General features: G+C 61.7%; 14 protein-coding genes and 1 riboswitch. Of the genes, 7 read left to right on the top strand and 7 right to left on the bottom strand.

Annotation, left to right across the window (positions count from 1 at the left end; all coding sequences use genetic code 11):
• Positions 1-53: 53 nt before the first annotated feature.
• From ACFOTD_RS29365 to ACFOTD_RS29355, 3 genes are all read right to left on the bottom strand, one after another.
• Positions 54-1,580, bottom strand: coding sequence for an ABC transporter substrate-binding protein (locus ACFOTD_RS29365; RefSeq protein ID WP_378123519.1), 1,527 nt, complete (start codon positions 1,578-1,580; stop codon positions 54-56).
• A gap of 91 nt (positions 1,581-1,671) precedes the next feature.
• Positions 1,672-2,601 carry a carbohydrate ABC transporter permease gene (locus tag ACFOTD_RS29360; RefSeq protein WP_378123518.1) on the bottom strand — a complete coding sequence of 310 codons (930 nt, stop codon included), beginning with the start codon at positions 2,599-2,601 and terminating at the stop codon, positions 1,672-1,674.
• Positions 2,602-2,617: 16 nt separating this feature from the next.
• Positions 2,618-3,562 (bottom strand): ABC transporter permease, encoded by a 945-nt coding sequence (locus tag ACFOTD_RS29355; RefSeq protein WP_378123517.1) that lies wholly within the window; start codon positions 3,560-3,562, stop codon positions 2,618-2,620.
• A gap of 392 nt (positions 3,563-3,954) precedes the next feature.
• Between ACFOTD_RS29355 and ACFOTD_RS29350 the strand changes: the two genes are divergently transcribed.
• The 4 genes from ACFOTD_RS29350 to ACFOTD_RS29335 are packed head-to-tail and all read left to right on the top strand — an operon-like array spanning position 3,955 to position 9,507.
• On the top strand, positions 3,955-4,650 hold the full coding sequence (locus ACFOTD_RS29350) for an ABC transporter ATP-binding protein (protein WP_378123516.1): 696 nt from the start codon (positions 3,955-3,957) through the stop codon (positions 4,648-4,650).
• Positions 4,634-5,692 carry an efflux RND transporter periplasmic adaptor subunit gene (locus ACFOTD_RS29345; RefSeq protein ID WP_378123515.1) on the top strand — a complete coding sequence of 353 codons (1,059 nt, stop codon included), beginning with the start codon at positions 4,634-4,636 and terminating at the stop codon, positions 5,690-5,692. The genes ACFOTD_RS29350 and ACFOTD_RS29345 overlap by 17 nt, the downstream gene beginning before the upstream one ends.
• A gap of 26 nt (positions 5,693-5,718) precedes the next feature.
• Positions 5,719-8,622: an ABC transporter permease gene (locus tag ACFOTD_RS29340; protein ID WP_378123514.1), complete on the top strand. Its 2,904-nt coding sequence runs from the start codon at positions 5,719-5,721 to the stop codon at positions 8,620-8,622.
• 3 nt (positions 8,623-8,625) lie between these two features.
• Positions 8,626-9,507 carry an ATP-binding cassette domain-containing protein gene (locus ACFOTD_RS29335; RefSeq protein WP_378123513.1) on the top strand — a complete coding sequence of 294 codons (882 nt, stop codon included), beginning with the start codon at positions 8,626-8,628 and terminating at the stop codon, positions 9,505-9,507.
• Positions 9,508-9,536: 29 nt separating this feature from the next.
• Here ACFOTD_RS29335 and ACFOTD_RS29330 read toward each other — a convergent pair whose 3' ends face one another.
• Entirely contained in the window at positions 9,537-12,104 is a 2,568-nt protein-coding gene (locus ACFOTD_RS29330; RefSeq protein WP_378123512.1) for a choice-of-anchor A family protein, read from the bottom strand.
• A 122-nt stretch (positions 12,105-12,226) separates the two neighbouring features.
• Here ACFOTD_RS29330 and ACFOTD_RS29325 point away from each other — a divergent pair, with 122 nt between their 5' ends.
• Positions 12,227-13,594 carry a glycosyltransferase gene (locus tag ACFOTD_RS29325; RefSeq protein WP_378123511.1) on the top strand — a complete coding sequence of 456 codons (1,368 nt, stop codon included), beginning with the start codon at positions 12,227-12,229 and terminating at the stop codon, positions 13,592-13,594.
• A 119-nt stretch (positions 13,595-13,713) separates the two neighbouring features.
• Here the strand turns inward: ACFOTD_RS29325 and ACFOTD_RS29320 are convergent, their stop codons facing one another.
• From ACFOTD_RS29320 to ACFOTD_RS29310, 3 genes are all read right to left on the bottom strand, one after another.
• Positions 13,714-14,616: a DMT family transporter gene (locus ACFOTD_RS29320; RefSeq protein ID WP_378123510.1), complete on the bottom strand. Its 903-nt coding sequence runs from the start codon at positions 14,614-14,616 to the stop codon at positions 13,714-13,716.
• A gap of 9 nt (positions 14,617-14,625) precedes the next feature.
• Positions 14,626-15,735, bottom strand: a complete 1,110-nt coding sequence (locus ACFOTD_RS29315; RefSeq protein WP_378123509.1) for an MBL fold metallo-hydrolase — start codon at positions 15,733-15,735, stop codon at positions 14,626-14,628.
• Positions 15,736-15,832: 97 nt separating this feature from the next.
• Complete coding sequence (locus tag ACFOTD_RS29310) at positions 15,833-17,086, bottom strand: branched-chain amino acid aminotransferase (RefSeq protein WP_378123508.1); 1,254 nt, start codon at positions 17,084-17,086, stop codon at positions 15,833-15,835.
• A 128-nt stretch (positions 17,087-17,214) separates the two neighbouring features.
• Between ACFOTD_RS29310 and ACFOTD_RS29305 the strand changes: the two genes are divergently transcribed.
• Both ACFOTD_RS29305 and ACFOTD_RS29300 read left to right on the top strand, forming a co-directional pair.
• Entirely contained in the window at positions 17,215-18,360 is a 1,146-nt protein-coding gene (locus tag ACFOTD_RS29305; RefSeq protein WP_378123507.1) for a LysR family transcriptional regulator, read from the top strand.
• Between the two features lie 12 nt (positions 18,361-18,372).
• A riboswitch (cobalamin riboswitch) is annotated at positions 18,373-18,568 on the top strand.
• Positions 18,569-19,309: 741 nt separating this feature from the next.
• Entirely contained in the window at positions 19,310-21,316 is a 2,007-nt protein-coding gene (locus tag ACFOTD_RS29300; RefSeq protein ID WP_378123506.1) for an S-layer homology domain-containing protein, read from the top strand.
• Positions 21,317-21,332: the final 16 nt, after the last annotated feature.

Below are 21,332 nucleotides of genomic sequence, written 5' to 3'. Positions count from 1 at the left end.
GAAAACCCGAACGACCGGAAAGGTGCGTTCGGGCTTTCTCAATCGTTTTAAGATCAGGCCTTGAAGTAGGCGTCGATTTGCGTCTGCGCGGCTTGGATGATTTTGTCCATGCCGGCCTTCCGCAGCTCTTCCGCGATCTTCGGCACTTGCTTCTCCGGATCGGAAGCGCCGGTGACCAGCTCATAGCTGTATTTGCTCCATACGGACTTTACGTTGGCGACTTCCGTAGCCAGATCGGTGATGTCGAGCGCGAATCCGAGAATTGTGGAGGAGGTAGCCGCTTCGTTCAGCTTGCGGACCTGGTCCCACTGATCTTCCGGCGCGCCCTTGGTTACGGCGAGGTTGAAGAACGTACCTTGCGTATAGGCAGCCAACGGCCAAGAATCGGTTTTCCGATCGATAACCTTATCGCTGACATAATCGAAGTCGACGCCCTCTTCGCCGAACGCCAGCATATTACGAAGCTTGGAGTCGGTGTTGACCAATTGCAAATACTTCAGCGCCTCTTCCTTATATTTGGAGTTGGCGGAGATTGCGTTCATCGAGCCCTGGATCGTGCTGGTCGTATAGATCGGGCCCGATATTTGCACCATGTCGTACTTCTCGATGCCCGCATTGATCTGCCAGTTCACTTCGGCGCCCGGGAATGCCTGCGCGCTGAAGAACGGGCGGTACGGGTCCGCCTCGATCTTGGTCGGGGCGTCCGGGTTGATAATGCCGTCTTTGTACCACTGGTGCATGAGCTTCAGGTTGGCCATCGTATCCGCCTGCTCCAGCACGGAGACAACCTTGCGCGAGCCGTCGTCGGTCTTGACGCCGATCGGCGCGAAGCCGAGCGTCATATCGTCGTAGGCGTTAAAAAAGCCGTTGAATCCCTCGCCCTGCGTCAAGGACAGCGGGTAGTAGCTCTTGCCTTCGCCGGCCTTGATATCACGGAACGGCTTATCCAGATCCTGCATCGCCTTGATGCCGCCGAGGTCGATATTGTACTTTTTGACGAGCGCATCGTCGAATACCCAGTACTGGGTCGCGGACGAATCCTTGTACGTCGGCACCGCATAGATTTTGCCGCCGTTCTTGGTTCCGTCCCATACCATTTGCGGAATCGTGCTCTGCAGCTCCGGCGTCACGCTCTTCACGAGATCGGTAATGTCGGCGAACGCGCCCATGTTGACCTGCTGGCTGTACTTGCCGTTATTCGTAAACATGATGTCGAAGGGTTCCCCGGAGTTGACGATCGTGTTGATCTTGGTATCCCATTCGCCCCACCCAGCGACGCGGAGATCGATTTTGACGCCGATCTTCTCCGCCGTATATTCGTTCATCTTCTCGATGGCCTTATCGTAGTTGGCCGGGATTTGTCCGCCGATCGTCCACCATACGAGCGTGGGGATATCGCCGGACTTCGTGGCGGGAGCGCTCGAGGACGCGGATGCCGCGGTTGACGCGGAGGCTGCCGGAGAGCTGGCTGCCGCGCTGCTCGCGTCGTTGTTATTGTCCGATTTGGAACACCCGGCCAGGCCGGTCATCGCCAGCGCGGCTGCGCCGATTAAGAGCGGGGATTTCATGAATGCTTTCATCTTTTTTCCTCCCTCATGATTTAAGCGTGTACCTGTACGGCAGATATGATAAACCCGAGAAATCCGGGCTTATTTCGTTCTGGTTAAAGGCTCATCCCTTGACGGCGCCCACCGTCAGACCCGATATGAAGTACTTCTGAAAGAACGGATAGGCCAGCGCGACGGGCAGTACGATAATGATCGCGACCGCCATGCGGGCGGATTCCTTGGGCATCGTGGCGACGAGCTGCGCATAGCTGACGCCCATCGTCGAAGCGTTTCTCGCCAGCGCGTCGACGTTGCTCATGAGGCTGTTCAGCAGCGCCTGCAGCGAATACAGGTTCTGATCGTCGATGTAGAGCAGCGACTGGAACCAGTCGTTCCAGTACGAGAAGCAAAGGAATAGTCCGATCGTCGCCAGGACGGGCAGCGAGATCGGCAGCACGATCGTGAAGTAGATGCGGAACTGGCCGGCGCCGTCGATCTCGGCCGACTCGATCAGTCCGTCCGGAATCGTCGATTTGAAAAAGGTTCTGCAGATGATGACGTTAAAGGAGGATACGGCCAGCGGGAGGATGAGCGCCCAGACCGTGTTCTTGAGTCCCAGCAGCGACGAATTGATGTAATAGCTAGACACAAGCCCGCCGTTAAATATCATCGGGATAAACACGATCCACGTCAGCAATCCCTTCAGCTTGAAGTTCGGACGCGACAGCGCATAGCCCATCGACGTGGTGAGCAGCACGCCGATCAGCGTACCCGCTGCCGTGACGAGCACGGAGACGCCGAGCGCCCGCGTAATCATCGAGCCCTGCTTCACGATGTAGTTGTAGGCATCCCCGGATAGCGCCGTCGGCAGGATGTGGTAACCGCTTTCTCGAATGGACGACTCGTCGGACAGCGAGATGGAGAGCACCACCACGACGGGAATGAGGCACAGCAGCGCCAATGCAATAAAGATGAGGTGAAAGAAAACGTTCGTCCCTTTGCCGATCCGATTGAATTTTTCGAGACCGGAATCGTAGCCCGCTTGTTTTGACAAGATTGACGCCTCCTCTCTAGATCATCGCGCTATCGGGATCGACTCTGCGAACGACCCAGTTCGCGGTAAGAATCATCGCGCAGCCCAGCACCGACTGCAGGAAGGAAGAGGCGGAAGCCATGCCGACCGTCGCGGTTTTCAGCTGCTTGAATACGAGCACGTCTACCGTCGTGGTCACGTTGTACAGAGAGTTGGAATCCCGCGGCACCTGGAAGAACAGGCCGAAGTCCGTGGAAAAGATGTGACCTACTGCCAGGATGAACATCAGCACGATAACGAACTTCATTAAAGGGAGCGTAATGTATCGGGTCTGCTGCCACTTGGTCGCGCCGTCGATGACGGCCGCCTCGTAATAAGTCGAATCCATGCTCGTGATCGTCGCCAGATAGATGACCATGCCATAGCCGAGGCCCTTCCACATATTCATGAAAACGAGAAAGTAGGGCCAATAGGACGCTTCCATGTACCAGTTCTTCGGGTCCTGGCTGAAGTCGGACAGGAATTGGTTGAAGATGCCTTTGTCATAGCTCAGAAACGCCCAAACGACTGCGGATACGACAACCCAGGAGAGAAAGTAAGGCAGGAACATCATCGTCTGATAAACCTTGGCCGCCTTGCGGCTGTGCAGCTGGCCGACCATAAGCGCGAGCGTGACGGGAACCGCGATGCCCAGAATAATAAAGATGATGTTATAACCGATCGTGTTGCGAATGACGATCCAGGCGTCGTTCGATTTGAAGAGAAATTCGAAGTTTTTGAAACCCACCCAGGCGCTGTTTACGACATTGTTGACAAAGTTCCCGTGGATCTTGAAGTCTTTGAAGGCAATGATGACGCCGAACATCGGCAAAAAGCAAAATAGAATGTACCAGATGGTCGTCGGGAGCGCGAGCAGCGTCAGCTCGGTATCATGCTTGCGCCAGCGCGTTCGCTTCCGTTTGCGTTCGACCCTTGCGTCCATGAACATCATCCCTTCCCGTAAAACGCTTTCATTTCCTGATTAGTTGTAATTCTAAAAAAATCGCCGGCCGCTTCCTAGACCAAAAACAACAGACCATAGTCAAAAAACATTAGGTTTCAACGATTTTTTTGAAATATAAACATGGCTGGACTGCACGGTCTCGTCCTTTCCGGTACTGCTCATTTTGCGATAAACGCTTCTTTCCCCCACAAACATAAAAAAACGCCTCATCATGTGAGGATCGATTATAGTGACGGATCATTTAAGGATGTATAATACTTCCATACATGACAAGCGATATAACGCGAGCCGGATACTGTCGGACCATCCCTTCCGTCCGGCGCGACTGTTTTTTACGCGACGTTTTTTTAGATGAAAGGTGTGGAGGTTCTTTGCAGTCAGCCAAAGCAGCAACCATTGTAAGCGTTTCCGGATTGAAGCGCGCCTTCAACAGCGGACAAGGGACCGTCGAGGTATTAAAGGGAATCGATCTCGCGATCCCGGCCGCCAAGCTTGTCGTCCTCAAGGGCCGTTCGGGCTCTGGCAAGACGACGCTGATCAACCTGCTTGGCGCGCTCGACCGACCGACCGACGGCAAGATTGCGTTCGCCGGCCGGGACCTCACGGCGATGAGCGACGGCGAGCGGGATGCGCTGCGGCGCAAAGAGATCGGCCTTATCTTTCAATCGTTCGCCCTGTTTCCGCTGATGTCCGCTTACGAGAATGTGGAGTTCGTGCTGCGGATCAGCGCGAGCCCCAAGGAGAATCGGCAAGAAGCGGCTATTCAGGCGCTCGAGCAGGTCGGCCTGAAGCCGAGAATGCACCACCGGCCCTTCGAGCTCTCGGGCGGCGAGCAGCAGCGCACGGCCATCGCCAGGGCGATCGCCCACAAGCCGCGGCTGCTGCTGGCGGACGAGCCGACGGCCGAGCTGGATTCGAAGACCGGTCTGCATATTATCAAGCTGTTCCGGGATCTCGTCGAGCAAAGCGGCCTGTCGATCGTGATGACGACGCACGACCCGGCCATCATGGAGATCGTCGACCACATTTACGAACTGGAGGATGGTCAAATTGTCTCACAGGTCTAGACGCATTGCCGCCGCTGGAATGGCCTTGCTGCTTGGCGGCGCGCTGGCGGGCTGCTCGCTGCTCCCTCGCGAAGAAGAGGCGCTCGCGCCGCCGCTGGTCAAGCCCGCCGCCGAAAACTACCAAACGGTCAAAGCGGTAAAGGGGCCGATCGAAAACGCGCTGCAGCTGGGCGGGACGTTCGAATCCCTGGTCTCCGACGTCGCCCAATTTACCGGAACGGGCGGGCGCATCTCCAAAATCGAGGTCACCTCCGGACAGACGGTCAAAAAGGGGGACCTGCTCGCCGAGCTCGTGCTGGACGACCTGGATCTGCGCGTGAAGGAGCAGGAAATCTCGCTCCTGCGGGCAAAGGCGGAGCTGAAGTCCGCAGACAAGCAGTACGGGGACAAAAAGGACGAGGACAGCCAGTCCGCGCTTCGCGTGGCGACGCTGCAGAGAGATATCGAGCAAATGAAATACGACCGCCTGCGCGAACAGCTCGATAACAAGCTGCTCTATTCGAAGATAGACGGCCAGGTCGTCTTCGTGGAGGAACTGCAGCCCGGCGATTACGTGGATGCCTACCAGACCATCGTGAAGGTCGCCAATCTGACCAAAATGCAGCTCGTGACGACGGGCGCCTCCGCCGAGCAAGCCGGCAAAGCCGAGATCGGCTTTAAAGCCGAAGTCACTTATAACGATTCGGACAACAAGGAGATCAAATTCGAAGCGAAGGTGTCGCAGACCCCGGCGAGCGCGCCGCAGTCGCAAAACAAGCAGCTTGCCGAGAAATACGCGACGACCTTGTATTTTAGCGTCCCTAAACTGCCCGAAGGCGCCCGGCTTGGCCAAAGCGTCAATATCCGGATCATCCTTCAGCACAAAGACGGCGTCATTAAGATTCCCCGCAGCGGCCTTCGCACCAGCATGGGGCGCAACTACGTGCGCGTGCTGCAGGACGGCAAGCTTCGGGAGGTCGACGTCGAACCCGGCATCTCCGCTCCGACCGAAGTCGAGATCGTGACCGGTCTGTCCGAAGGCGACAGCGTCGTACTGCAATAGAAATCGGGCATCGGGAGGATCGCACCATGGCTTTGTCGGTCATGATATTGCGCAAGATGGCACAGAACATATGGCTGGTGGTCAGCCTTTTCCTCGGCATTCTCATCTCGGTGGCGCTGGTTGGCAGCATGCCGATCTACAAGGAAGCGACGCTCTCGCGGATGCTGGTCAAGGATCTGCAGACCGCGCAGCAGAAGTCAGGCGTCTATTCGGGAGCCGTCTGGTCGCGCGTGTCGTTCGACGCGCAGACGACCGCGCAGCGCGGCCAGATCATATCCGAGCTCGACGCCTTCGTAAAAAAAGAAGGGGCCCCCGCATTCGGCCTGCCGATCGTCGATATCGTCAGGGAGTCAAATACGGAGAGATTTAGCGTCTACCGGCAAGGGCTGCCGGAAAAAGAACGCAAAAACGCAAGCCGAAGCGGCCGGTTCACGAGCCTTGAAGGGCTGCAGCAGCATATCCGCCTAAAGGACGGCGTCCTGCCTTCGTCGGAGGTTAAGGACGGGGTCTATGAAGCGCTCGTGACCGAGGCGGCGTTGAACAACTTCAGAAGCGTGCTCGGCGTCGTGCTCGAAGTCGGCGATTCCAAGCTGAACCGCAAAATTCTGATCAAGCCCGTCGGCATCATCGAACCGCTGCGCGAGGACGATCCGTACTATCGCGATCCTTCGTTCGAATCGCTCTCGCAGTCGTTTCTCGTCGACGAGAAGCTGTTCGATCGCGAGTTCGTGCAGGCGGGCGTCGTCCCTGTATTTACGGCCGGCTGGTATGTCGTGCTCGACTACGCCAAGCTGGAAGTGTCCGGTCTTGCCCGGTTCGAAGCGGCCGCCAAGCGGATCCAGACGACGGCCAACAGCAGGGTCGCGCTTTTCCGCAACGAATTCAGCTTCCCCGCGGAGAAGACGATCGCGCGTTACCAGGAACGCGCGAAGCAGGTTCAAAAGCTCGTATGGTCGCTCAACATGCCCGTATTGATCATGCTTGGCTTCTATATGTTCATGGTGTCCAACCTGATCGCCGGACGGCAGAAAAACGAGATTGCCGTGCTCCGCAGCCGGGGCGCGTCCCGCATGCAGATTCTGCTCTCGTTCGCCGCCGAGAGCTTGCTGCTGAGCGGACTGGCGCTCGCCGCCGGCCCCCCGCTCGGGCTGCTGCTCACGAAGGTGCTCGGCGCTTCCGGCGGATTTCTGTCCTTCGTTCAGCGCGCCGGCTTACCCGTCCATTTGACGGCCGAAGCCTATCGCTACGGCGCGTGCGCGGCTGCCGCCTGCTTCCTCATGCTGATGGTATCCGTCGGTCTCGCGACGCGAGCGAACATCGTCGGCCACAAGCAGCAGCTGGCCCGCCAAGGCAAGACGCCGCTCTGGCACAAGCTGTGCCTGGATCTGATCGCGCTGGGGCTGGCCATCTACGGACTGTACACCTTCCGCTCGAGGCTGCAGGACCTTCAGCGACTCGGACTGGACACGGACGACCTGCGCATCGACCCGCTGCAATTCATCGTTCCGGCCTTGTTCATCCTTGGCGGGGGCCTTCTGCTGCTCAGGCTGTATCCATATCTTTTGAGGCTCGTCTACTTGGCCGGGCGCAGATGGTGGAGCCCTTCCGTCTACTACACGCTTATCCAGGTCGGCCGTTCGAACAGCCAATATCAGTTTCTGATGATCTTCCTCATCCTGACGATCGCCACGGGCCTGTTCGGCGCCAGCGCCGCCCGTACGATCAATGAGAACACGGCCGACCGCATCCGCTACTCGGCCGGCTCGGACATCGTCGTGAAGGCCCAGTGGCCCAACGACAAGCCCGCGCCTCCTGCGCCCGGCAGCCCTGCATCCGAGCAAGCGCCGGCAACGATGGGTTCAAGCGTCGTCCACTATGTGGAGCCGTCCTTCGATCCCTACACGAAGCTGCCCGGCGTAGAACAAGCCGCCAAAGTGTTCCGAAAATCGGTCGGCTTCAGCGCAGCCGGCGAAGGCGAGGCTGCGAGCAGTTCGGGCAAGGCGACGCTGATCGGCATCGACACCGACGACTTCGGCCGCACGGCCTGGTTCAAGAACAGCCTGCTCGCGCATCCATTCTACGAGTACCTCAATCTAATTGCCGGCGATTCCAAGGCGGTGCTCGTCTCGGCCTCGCTCGCCGCGCAGATGAAGGTGAAGCCGGGCGATACGATATGGATCGGTTGGGACAACGTGCAGCAGGCGCCGTTTACCGTTTACGGCACGATCGATTATTTCCCGACGTTTAATCCGCTGCCTCCGACCGGTTCAGTGACCGCCGGCGAAACGGCCGCGCAGGCGAACGCCCCGATGCTCATCGTCGGCCATCTGTCCCGCATCCAATTCCAGCTCGGGCTTGAGCCTTACGAGGTGTGGCTGAAGATGAAGCCCGGCTTTAAATCCGCCGAGTTTTATCAAGCGCTGGCGGACAGCCCTATCGCGACGGCTTCCGTGCGCAATGCGCAGACGGAGCTGATCGAAGCGAAAAACGATCCGTTCCTGCTTGCGCTTAACGGCATCTTGACGCTGGGCTTCATTTTATCGATCCTCGTCAGCTTCGTCGGCTTCATGCTGTACTGGGTGTTGTCGCTCCGCAGCCGCGCGCTGCAGAACGGCGTCATGCGCGCGCTCGGCCTGTCCGTCCGGCAGATGGCCGGCATGCTGGCCGTCGAGCAGCTGCTCACGTCGGGCGTCGCTGTCGCGATCGGCATCATCGTCGGCAATCTGGCCGCGCGTCTTTACGTGCCCCATTTCCAGATCGCCTTCAATCCGAGCACCTTGGTCCCGCCCTTCGAAGTCATCTTCGCGCGCATGGACTATATCAGGCTCTATTCGACGGTGTTCCTCATGCTGGCGATCGGGCTCGGCATACTTGGATTTATGCTCACGCGCATTCGCATTCATCAAGCGCTCAAGCTGGGGGAGGATTAATCGATGATCCAATGCGACGGCTTGGTGAAAATATACAAAGCCTCGAATCTTGAAGTATTCGCCCTGCAAGGGCTCGATCTGTCGGTCGAAAGCGGGGAGCTCATGGCGATCATCGGCAACAGCGGGAGCGGCAAATCTACGCTGCTCAACATGCTGGGCGGGCTGGATCGGCCGACGGCAGGCTCCCTCACCGTCGACGGCAAAGACATGCTGAAGATGAAGGAAGCGGAGCTCGTCCGCTACAAGCGAGAGAGCGTAGGCTTCGTCTGGCAGAACAACGCCCGCAACCTCATCCCGTATCTGACCGCGCTGGAAAACGTGGAGCTGCCGATTCTGCTGTCCGGCCGGCGCAAGCGGCTGCGGGCGCTGGAGCTGCTGGAGGCGGTCGGACTCGGACACCGGGCGCGCAATAAGCTGCATCAGCTGTCGGGCGGCGAGCAGCAGCGGGTCGCCATCGCCATCGCGCTCGCCAACCAGCCCAGACTATTGCTGGCCGACGAGCCGACCGGCTCGGTCGACTCCCGCATGGCCGAGCAGATCCTCGATCTGTTCCGCGACCTCAACCGGCAGCTGAACCTGACCATCGTCATCGTCACGCACGACCCGCTGCTCGCGAGAAAGGTCGACCGCGTCGTCGCGATCCGGGACGGCAAGATCAGCTCGGAGATGCTGCGGCGCAAGTCTTACGACGAGGAATTAAAGGAGCTCGAGGCGGGCCTCGAGCAGGAAGAGTCGCATGTCGAATATGCAATATTGGACAAAGCCGGGCGGCTTCAGGTGCCTGCGGACTATCTCCAGGCGATCGGCATTAAAGATACGAATAAGGTCAGGCTGGAGCTGAGCGACGGGCAGATCATTTTGACGCCGCCGGAGAAGGGCGCCTGATCGGTTGGCGGCCAGGCGCATCGCATCCCCTACTCCTCCTCGTCCTCCGCTACGAACACGATGGATTCGTTGGACAGAACGCCCCCGCGATAGCAGACTCCCTCGAAGCGGAACTCGAAGAACATACCCGCCTGGTTCACGATTTTGTTGCCGTTCGGGTGGAACATGACGCGCACTTCGAACGAGACGCGACGCGTCGCACCAGGCGCCAGCCCGCCGAGGTCGAAGCCTACCTGCGGATCGAGCTGGGCGATGCCGTCCAGCCTGAGGCTGCCCGAGACGAACTGGAGCGGCGCAGCCAACGTATCGAACAACGTGACGTTCTCCGCGACCAGGGTCCTCGACGTATTGCGAATGACAAAATCGTAACGGTAAGTATCCCAGACGGCAACGTTGGCCTTGGACGCTTGCTTCACGAAGCCGAAGAACGGATCCAGGCTGATCGGCAGCAACGGATTGGAGATCGGCTGCGAAGCGAACCGGCCGGATTCGATCCCGTTGTCGGCCCGAAGGAAGGTCGCGGACACTTGGCTCGAATTAACGACCGACGCGCTGCCCGGTTTGCCCGTAATCAGCAGGTCGTAGCGCACGACCGCGCCCTGGGCGGGCGACAGCGGACCGATCTGGATGCCCCTGTCCGGATCTTCCTGAAGCATAAGCCGGTCGTTCACGCGTACCGTCCCGTCGATAAATTGCGATTCGGGGGGCAGCGTATCCCGCAATATGGCCGCGACGACCGGCAAACGCCCGTCGTTGATTACGAAGATGCTGTAAGTGATACGTTGACCGACGAAAAAGGCATTGTTGAACGCGCGCTGGAACACGATGAGGCTCGAACCGGGCTTCAAGGCGGGCAAGGCGACCGGGATCGGCGCCGCCTGCTCGATGGGCGACGCCACGCCCAGCGGGTCTCCGAGCGTGACGCCGCGAATGGGGGCCAGCGTAATTCCCGGCGCGGTCACGGCCTCGGCGAATTCGAACGTCCCGTTCGGCATTACGAACGGACCCGCGATTCCCGCTTGACCCGGCAGCGGCGTAATTCCCGGCTTGAATACGAGGACGACCGGGAGCATCTGATTCGGAATCGGCGGCACGCCGGGCGGCGCGTCGATCGCCGCCTCGCCCAGGCTGCAGCGCGGCGGCGCGGTTCCCGGCGTCAACGCGATGACGGAGCCCCTGTTCACGATACTTCCGCTTGCCGGATAGGTGGCCACGATGGCTTCGAATTCGACGATGACCGTCTCTCCGGGCACAATAACGCCGAGCAGCGTCGACTCCGTCAGATCCTGCGCTCTAGCGGGTACGCCGTTTATGACGACGCTGGCCGGGATGAACAGCAATCCTTGCGGCAGATCGTCGTTCAGCACTGCCTCGCCCGGCGCCGTCCCCACATTGCTCACGGTAAGCGTGAAGCGAATGATGTCACCGAGCGACGCGGCTTGGACGTTCGCCGTCTTGACCGCCGTGATCAGCGGTCCCGCGATCGGCGGCACGATCGCTGAGCCGCCGCCCGCGCTCGTTGAAGTGCTCGCCGTCGTCGGCGGCACGATCGTCGTCGTGGTCGACGGCACGGATGTCGTCGTGGTCGGCGGCACCGGTGTAGTCGTGGTCGTCGTGGTTGTCGTCGGCAGCTCGGTTGCGGTCGTGGTTGTCGTTGTAGTGGGCGGTTCAGTAGAGGTTGTTGTCGTTGTAGTAGGCAGTTCAGTCGAGGTTGTTGTTGTCGTTGTGGTCGTTGTGGTCGTTGTAGTTGTCGTGGTTGTCGTCGTACCAGGCTGGACGGGCAGGCAGCCGCAAAACGGAACGTTGTGCGCTTCGATCGAGCCGCCCACGTTGACGAGCGATGCCGCCACCATCGTACCGTCGATGTTGCCGAAGCCTCTCGCCTGCCAGTTCGCGCTAGGCGCCAGCACGGAGCCCGCGATCGCGATATTTTGATTGAAGGCGACAGATGCCTGAAAAAAGTTCCAGAGAATGGGACAGACGTTGCCCCGATTGGCAGCCGCGCCGTTGATGAAAATCTGGTAGCTGCCGAATCCTACGTCGTTGTCCCCGACGTTGATTACGGCCGTGGATCCCGCCGGAATCGCCAGATTGATGCCGTTTGCCGTGTCGAGGCGCAGGCCGTTGCCGTCTACGTTGTTGCCGCCGAACGTGAAGACGTTCAGCGCCGGATCCGTGCCCGCGAGGACGATCTGTCCGAAGTTGTTGCTCGCCGTGCCGTTCGGCGTCAACGCCGACAGATTAAGCGACAGCTCGGTCAGCTCCCGCTCCGCCGAGGCGAAGTCGATCGGCGCCCCGCGCAGCGGCTGGTCGGGTACGCGGTTGTTGTTGGTCATCGTATACGTCAATACCGTGCTGCCAGGATAGACGACCGTGTTTCCCGCAAAATTCGTACCGTTCGTAATGTTCACGTTGCCCTGTATGATCAGGTCGGGCCGGGTCGTCGAAACCGGCAGCGTATCGCCGACGCCGTAGTTCGCGTACGTCGCATTGCCGCCAACGGCGACTCTTCCCTCCGCGTCGACGTTGGATTGCGTATGGTCCCCGAAAATAAACAAATTAAAATCGTTCGCGATGCCCAGATTGCCGCAAGCCATCTCATCCCTCCACTCCGTCGCTCCTCCCATCTGTACGACGGCTCTGCCTGTCCTTATGCATACGCAGCGAGCCGTTAACATAAGAGAAGAAAAAGATCCGGAGGATAAGGGGGCCGCGAAGGATGAAGGTTGCCCTGCTCACGATGTTCAACGGCCTGTCCCAGACCTATTCCCTCGTCCAGGTGGCGGAGCTGCAGCTTCGCATGCTGCTGGACGCGGGCGTGAACGTGCGGCTGCTCGTTTCCGAGGATTGCCCCCGCTCCGAGCGCTACGGCGCCTATCTGGACGAGCGGCTCGCCTGGGTCCCGGTCGCCAACCGGCTTGATGGCGAGATCATTCACTGGCGGGATTATACGCAGGCGGCCGGGCGTACGCACGACCGGTTCGACGCCGAGACGGAGACGATCGCCGCCGACCTCGTCCGCAAGCTGGAAGACGCGGACGTCTGCATCATGCACGACATCCTGTACCAAGGCTGGCATCTCGTACACAACGTGGCTATCCGCAGAGCCCAACTGGCGCTGCCGCACGTCCGGTTTCTGTCGATGGTCCACTCCGCTCCCGCGCCTCGGCCGCTCCGATCGGCCTGGCCGTTCTCCGCACGCTACAAGCCGATGCCGAACACGCTGCATCTCTACCCGACGGCGTCCGGCATACCGGCGCTTGCCCGTCAATACGGCGTCTCCGAATCGGACTGCAGGGTGATGCCCAACGGGCTTGACCCGCTTGCCCATGCTTCGCCGGATACGAAGCGGCTCGCAGCCGCCACGGATCTGCTCTCTCCCGACGTGCTGATCGTGTATCCCGGCAGGCTGACGCCGGCCAAGCGGTTCGACAAAGCCGCCGCGCTCGCCGGCGCGACGGCGGCCGTCGCGGGCCTGCGCGTGAAGCTTGTGTGCTGCGACTTTCCCGCGATGGATGCCGACCCGTCCGCCTACAAACAGACGATTCGCCTCGCGGCTGACCGCGTTTTCTCAGCACTCTGCGAGAAGCCTTCCATGAATCGGGAGAGAGGCAGCGCCGAAGTCGTTTTCACCTCGGATCTCGGCTGGAACGAAGGCTATCCCCATCGCAGCGTCATGGAGCTGTTCGGGCTCGCCAATCTGTTCGTCTGCCCGTCTTTCTCAGAGTCGTTCGGCCTCGTCGTGCTTGAGGCAGCCAGCCGCGGCAATCTGCTGGTGCTGAACGAAGCCGTTCCGGCGCTCGCCGAGCTCGGGCGGCCGCTTGGCGCGTATATGATGCGTTGGGACGCGCGCAACTTCGGCTTCGATACCGCAGAAGCTTACTCCCCGTCGGAGGAAGCGTACCTGCGCGAGCACGCGACAGAGATCGCGAAGGTGCTCGCGGATAATCCCGTGCTGCGCGCCAAGACCGCGGTCCGGCAGCGTTACAGTCCGCGTGCGATCTGGGAGGAGCGGCTGCGGCCGCTGCTTGCGGAGTGCGAGGCCAGCCGCGCGAAAGGCAGCTTCGCTGTTCATCGTACGGAATAGACCAAGCTCGCGCCGGGACAGCTCCCGCACCCGCGGCGGGCCTCAGCACGAAAAAACGAGCGCCCCCAGTCCCACGGCTGAAGACGATCGTCCTTTCGCGCTGCGGCACCTGTATGCCGCTATGACCCGGCCGCCGGCCTTACAGGCAACGTTTTTTTCTTTTTCCCCGCCAGATAGACGCCCCCGAGGATCACGACCAGTCCGGCAAGCATGTTCCAGCCGATGTGCTCGCCGAGCAGCGTGTACGCCCAGACCAGCGCCGTGCAGGGCACGAGGTAAGTGACCATCGTGGCAAACTCGGCGCTCGCCGCCAGGATGATGTAGTAAAACAGAATGTAGCCGACGCCGGAGCCGAAGACGCCGAGTCCCAGCAGCATCAGCAGGTTCGTGCCGTCCGCGAGCCGCTCGATCGGGAAGGGCTCGGCGACCAGCGTCATGATGCCGCTCGCGACCGTGCTGCAGAGCAGCGTGCCGAAGGTCAGCTGGTACATGGAATAGCCGGCCAGCACCCGCTTGGACAACTGCGAGCCCAGCCCGTAGCACAGCGTCGCGGACAGCATGAGCAGCAGGCCGGCAACGTCGATCGAGGAAACGGCGGACGGCGTGATGCCAAGCAGGAGCACGACGCCTGCGAAGGCGATCCCGATGCCCAGCCACTGGTAACGGTTCGAGGACGCGCGAAACGCAGCTACGCCGATGATGATCGTCCAGAGCGGCGTCGTCGCGTTGAGGATCGAGGCGACGCTGCTGTCGAGCCGGGTCTCGCTGTGCGCGATAAGGAACCACGGCAAGGCCGTGTTCACGATCGCGACGAAGGCCAGCGCGGGCCAACGGATGCCGCGGAGCCCGAACGGCTTGCGCAGCGCCAGCATGATCGCCGTCACGGAGACGAGGCCGAACGCGGACCGGAGAAAAGAGACGCCCCACGACCCGAAGTCTTCCACCAGCACTTTGATAAAGTAAAACGACCCGCCCCAGATGAGACTGAGCACGATAAGCGCGACATAGACGATTTTAGGCATGAGGCTGAATTACCTCCACCATTCCGCAGCGGGACCTGCGTCCGTGCCGTCGATTGCGACGGTCTCTCCGATTCGGGGCGCGATGAGCCGCACGCCTCTGCGGGCCGCTTCGGCGGAAGCCCTCCTGACCGGATCGTTCCAGTCGTGCAGCGCCAGCGTGAACGCGCCCCAGTGAATCGGCAGCAGCGTCGCTCCCCGCACGTCGACATGGGCTTGAACGGTCTCCTCCGGCGACATATGGATCGCCGCCCAGCGCGGATCGTACTGTCCGCATTCCATGAGCGTGAGATCGAACGGACCGAAGCGCTCGCCGATCTCCGCGAAGTGCGGACCGTAGCCGCTGTCTCCGCTGAAGAACACCTTTTGGCCGCCGCCTTCGATCGCCCAGGCGCACCACAGGGTCGCGTCCCGCCCTGTCAGCCCTCTGCCCGAAAAATGCCGGGCCGGCAGGCAAGACAGCCGCAGCCCTTCCCATTCGAACGTCTCGTGCCAGTCATGCTCCTCGATGCGGCTCTCGTCCACGCCCCAACGGCGCAAATGCGCGCCGACGCCGAGCGGTACGAAAAATCGGCCGACCTTGGCATGCAGCCGGCGTATCGTACCATAGTCCAGGTGATCGTAATGGTCGTGCGAAAAGAGAACCGCGTCGATGGGCGGCAGCTCCTCGATCGCGAAGGGCATCTCGTCGGCGTAGCGCCTGCCGCCGAAGCGGGGAAACGGCGAGGGGGCGCGGCCCAGCATCGGATCGAGGAGAATCGTACGGCCGCCCAGCTCGAGCAGCGACGCGGAATGGCCGAACCAGGTGACGCGGAGCGGCCCCGGACGGCCGATCGCGGCCGTGTCGAGCTTCACGACGGGGAGACGGCCGGGCGCGGGCCGCGCGTCCGGACGGCGCTTGGCGAAGTCGCGGAGCATGGACAGCTTGTCCGCCGTCGACGTCGCCATCGAGGTCGGCAGCGGGTAGCGGAATTTGCCCGCTTTGAATTGCGGAGACTTGTGGAGGCGGTGGCCCGGGTTCCGGTAAGCCTGCGCGCCGAAGACCGGATCCAAGGCGAGCACCGCGTAGACGGCCGCGACCAGCAGAACGACGACGGCGAGCAGTACGATGAGCGTTATCATATAAAAAGAACCTTCTCTCTGGCTGTTGGCCGGGCGATCGGCCCGAGGGCCGGTACACCGATGATATCATCACCGGCCCTCGCCCGCCACGGCAGGACTATTCGGCCGCCGCGGGCACGAGCGCCATCCAGCCGTGCGCATCCGGCAGCTCGCCGCGCTGAATGCCGGACAGCGTCTCGTACAGCCTTTTCGACAGCTCGCCGGGCTCCCCGTCGCCGACGGTCAGCCGCTCCCCCTGCCAATGCAGGCTGCCGATCGGGGAGACGACCGCAGCCGTGCCCGTACCGAACGCCTCGCGCAGCAGGCCGTCCCGCAACCCCGCCCCTGCCTCTCCGATCGCGATCGGACGCTCGCTGACGGGTATGCCCCAGTCCTGGAGCAGCGTTATCGCCGAATCCCGGGTGACCCCGGCCAGAATGCTGCCGCGGAGCGGCGGCGTGACGACCTCGTCGCCGAAACGGAAAAACACGTTCATGCTCCCCACCTCCTCGACGTACTCGCGCTTGACGCCGTCCAGCCACAACACCTGAGAGCAGCCCATCCGCGCAGCCGTCTCCTGCGCCTTGAGCCCCGCCGCATAGTTCCCCGCCGTTTTGGCGTCTCCCACGCCGCCGGCGACAGCGCGCACATACTCGGTTTCCACATAAATCGGAACAGGACGCACGCCCTCCGCGTAATAGGCGCCGACCGGCGAGCAGATCGCGACGAACCGGTACGACCGGGAAGGCGCCACGCCGAGCTGCGTCTCGGTCGCGATGACGAATGGACGGATATACAGCGAGGTGCCCGGCGCGTCGGGAATCCAGTCCGCGTCCACGGCCACGAGCCGCTCCAGCGCGCGCAGCACGCGCCCTTCGTCTACCTTCGGCACGCACATGCGCGCGCAGGATCGGTTCAGCCGACGGACGTGATCCAGCGCCCTGAACAGTCTCGCCCGGCCATCCTTCCACTTGAACGCCTTCATGCCCTCGAATACCGTCTGTCCGTAATGGAACACTTTTGCCGCCGGGTCTACCGACAGCGGTCCGTAGGGCACGATTCGCGGCTCGCTCCAGCCGGCGCCTTCCTCGTAGTCCATAAGCAGCATATGATCGGTAAAATAACGCCCGAAGCCGAGCCCGCCCGGCCCCTCCAGCAGCTCGCGAAGCTTGCGGGCGGCTTGCGAAGGAACAGAGCTGGCGGGCGCGGCCGCAGCGACGTCAAACGTCGCACTCGCTGCGATCTCTCCGCTTCCAACTAGCGCGTTCCGGGCCGGCTTCCGCCCCTTGCGCTTTTTCCTGACCGGCGGTACCCTGCTCTGAAGCCCTCTGATTCCATCCAATGGCATGCTTTTCTGCGCGCTCCGTTCCATCGCGATTCCCTCCAACAAAGTGTTGCTTGTAGAATAACGCGGACGGAAATATATTTAAAATATCTGGTTTATACATGTAACATACCTTTGAGGTATGTTGAAGTGAGAGGGCAAGAGGAGTGCGGGCTATGGATCTCAGGCAGATACGTTATTTTTTGACGGTGGCCGAGGAAGGCCAGATCACGTCCGCGGCCAAAAAGCTTCATATGGAGCAGCCGCCGCTAAGCCGGCAGATGCGGCTGATCGAGGAGGAGCTCGGCGTCGCGCTCTTCGACCGTTCGGGCAGACGGCTGCGGCTGACGCCGGCCGGGGAGCGTCTCCGCGAGCGTTCGGCCGGATTGCTCCGCCAGCTGGAGGAGACGGTGACGGAGGTGCGGGAGCTGGACGGGGGCATGCGCGGGGTGCTGTCGGTCGGCGCCGTCGTATCCTGCACCTCGCTGCTTCCCGGCCCGCTCCGCCGATTCAGGGAACGGTATCCTGACGTGAGCTTCAAGCTGAGCGAAGGCGACCACCATCTGCTCGGCGAACGGCTGGACCGGCGCGAGATCGAGATCGCCGTCGCGCGGCTGCCGTTCGAGGCGCCCGGCGGCGAGGACCGCTACGAGATCCGGCCGCTCCCTTCCGATCCGATCGTCGCCTTGCTGCCGACAGGCGCTTGGAAAACGTCAGGCGGCGCTGCCCCGGCGTATGACGGACTGATGCCGGATGGACTGATCCCGGATGGAATGGCGCAAGGCGGGGTGATGCAAGGCGGGGTGATGCAAGGCGGGGTGATGCAAGGCGGGGTGATGCAAGGCGGGGTGATGCAAGGCGGGGCGATGCAAGGCGGATTTGTGCAAGGCGGACTGGCCCAGGGCGGATTGGCGCATGACGGATTGGCGTATGGCGCGGACGCGGAACCGCTGTCCCTCGCGGAGCTGGCCGCATACCCGCTGGTCTCGCTGAAGACGGACCGTACGGTCGTCATGCACGAGACGATCATGCGCGCCTTCGCAGACGCAGGGCTAAGACCACGCGTCCTCTGCGAATGCGCCAGCGTCGCCATCGCGCTCACGCTGGTCGCCCACGGCTTCGGCGCGGCGCTGCTGCCGAAGTCCGTTATGTCTACGTTCCCGCTGGCCGGCATCGAACGCCGCGCGATCCGGGACGCCGATCTGCTGTCGGAGGTCGGGCTCGTCTGGCTCAAGGACCGCTATCTCTCGCGCGCGGCGCGGCGCTTCATCGCCTTGTTCGGCGCTCCCGATGGACAAAGCGGCGACGGGGGTCTATCATGAGAAGGAATCGAATAGCCGAGTGACGGCAAGGTGCCCCGACGCGATTTGCGCGAGCGGGCTTAATAGGGAAGCCGGTGCGAATCCGGCGCGGTCCCGCCACTGTAATTGCGGAGCGATGCGGCTTGTTGCCACTGTCCGGACGGACGGGAAGGCGCCGCGTCAGCGATGAGGCAAGAGCCAGGAGACCTGCCTTGAACGTCGTTTTTCTTCCTTCGGGGGCTAGAGGAAGAGAATGCGCTGCGAACGACGCTTGCGCGGCTCGACTTTGTCTTGTCATTGAATGTCAGCCCCTGTTTACGGCAGGGGCTTTTTTAGATTGACGGCGCTTGGAAGTGTCGAAGGGCGCGGGCTGCGGCGCAGGTAACTGCATAGTTGGCGTGTGGTCGATGCTCGGCAGTGCGAGACAAATGTCCGTCGATTGCTCGTAGTTGCTCTGTAGTTACTCTGTAGTTACTCTGTAGTTACTCTGTAGTTACTCTGTAGTTACTCTGTAGTTACTCTGTAGTTACTCTGTAGTTACTCTGTAGTTGCTCTATAGTTACTCTGTGCTGCTAAATAGGTGCTCAGTTAGTGTTTGGCAGTCCGGCGCAGTCTCGCTTTATTCGAACGGACCCACCATCCGCTATTTCGGTTGCCAGCCGTTTTTTTTGCTTCTCAACGGACTTCAGATCTCTTATTTCCTATTTTCGCATGCTTTCGTGCCGCCAATCGTGCCTTTAGCGGATCTGTGGTCCGTTATGTCGTTCTATTGGCCCCATCCCGGCCATATAGCGGATCTGTGGTCCGCTCGAGCATCCGGCAGCAACCCTGTAGCCCGCCTTGGCATTCTTTACAACGAATCCACGGTCCGCCGGCCATCCCGATCAGCGGATTTGTGGTCTGCTCGCCATCTTGTCAGCCACTAGGTCCCCCACGCTGCCACCATCTTACCGGAAACGAGGTCCGCTCCATGCCGAACGCCCGATCGATATTTCACCACACCTTATCCCTTTCGCTCAGAAAATATCGCGCCTGGCCGCTGGCGCTCATGCTGATCGTCGCAATGGCCGTCTGCCTGGCAGCGCCCGCCGCGGCTGCGGACACCGATCCCGACGGCGCTTCGACGGGTACCGTCACGCTCTCGGTCGTCGGAGACGCCCAGCGCGGCACCCTGCTTCCCCCGACGCAGGTGGATCTGCAGAACGGGGATACGGCCTACTCCGTGCTCGACCGCACGCTCCCGGGGAAGGTCAAGTCCTCCGGGTCGGGCGAAACGCTGTACGTGAGCAGCATCAACGGTCTGTCCGAGCTCGACCTCGGGCCGAAAAGCGGCTGGATGTATGAGGTTGGCGGCGCGTATCCCGCCGGGAGCGCCAGCATTTATCGGCTAAAGCCGGGCGATACGGTCGTCTGGCGTTACACGCTCGATCTGGGCGCCGACGTAGGAGCCCCGAACTCCGGCTCCGGCGGAGACGCTGGCGGCGGGCAGAATGATGGCGCGGCATCCGGCATCGCCTACAAAGCCAATATTGCTTCGCTCCGCAAGCTTCTGCTCGCCAAGCCGGCTGCCGAGCTGTCCGAGTGGGAGGCCTTCGCGCTCGGCCGCTCTGGCGGCGGCGTTCCGGAAGCCTACTTGGTGGAGCTGGCTGCGCAAGTGAAGGCGGCCGGCGGCGCGTATCGCAAGGCGACGGATCTGGAGCGCATCGTCCTCGCCGTTCGGGCGGCCGGAGCCGATCCCCGCGCGTTCGCCGGCTACGATCTCGTCGCCGCGGTGTATAACCACGCCAAGCTGACGCTCCAGGGCGCCAACGGCCCGATCTTCGCGCTGCTCGCCCTCGACAGCGGCGGTTACGACGTGCCGGCGGACGCCGTATGGACGCGTGCTAAGCTCGTCGATTGGCTGCTCGCGCTGCAGAACGCCGACGGCAGCTTCCCGCTGGCCGCCGGCGAAGCCGGCAACGCGGACATCACCGCGATGGCGCTGGCCGCGCTCATGCCTTACGCGAGTGCCGCCGAAGGCGCGGGCGCCGGAGCCAACGCTGCGGGAATCGGCGGCATAAACTCCGCTGCAGCGGCGGCGATCGACCGCGCAGTCGCCTTTCTCTCGTCCGTCCAGCTGCCGGACGGCGGCTTTAAGCTCGAGCGCGACGAGAATAGCGAAACGGCCGCGCAGGTCGTCATCGGCCTGACCGCCGTGGGACGCGATCCTGCCGGCTCCGCCTTCGTCAAGTCCGGCGGAGGCCTGCTGGACGCGCTGTTGGCGTACCGGACGACGGATGGCGGCTTCGCGCACACGCCGGGCGGCGCTTCCGACGCCATCGCAACGGAACAAGCGATGCTGGCCCTGGTCGCGTACGACCGTTATGCAACTGGAGCTCCCGAGCTGTACAAGATCGCCGCCGAGCGTTTCGCGGACGAACGGCAGATCGCCGGATGGGCCTCGGATGCCGTGCATCAAGCTTATACGGCCAAGCTGCTATCCGGCACGAGCGCCTCTCCGCTCCGCTTCGAACCGAAGCGAGGCATCACGCGCGCCGAGTTCGCCGCCCTGCTCGTCAGGCTGGCCGGCGACAGGCTGAACGCAGCGCAAGCCCCTGGCACCGCCGGCGCGACCGGCGAAGTCTCGTTCGCCGACATCCAGCCGTCCGCCTGGTATTACGGGGCCGTCATGCAAGCAGCCCGCGCCGGCATCGTAAACGGCGTATCGGCGGCTGCTTTCAAGCCCGGCGATCCGATCACGCGCGAGCAGATGGCCGTCATGATCGGCCGCGCCTTCGGACTTTCCGGGTCGCAGAGCGGCACGGCTTGGCGGGATGCCTCCAGCATTCGCACGGCTGCCCTGCCTTACGTGAATGCGGTGGCGGACAAGGGCATTCTGCTCGGCGCCGCCGGGGCCTTCGATCCGTCGGGCACCGTGACCCGCGAGATGGCTGCCGTAACCGCTATCCGGCTAAAAAATCTAAGTTTGGCCTCATAAAATAGACAGCATGCGC

Origin of the sequence: Cohnella sp. GCM10012308 (assembly GCF_042649185.1) — a bacterium.
GTDB lineage: Bacteria > Bacillota > Bacilli > Paenibacillales > Paenibacillaceae > Cohnella.
Note: the sequence above shows the minus strand (reverse complement) of the source record. Positions and strands in the feature narration are given on the sequence as shown.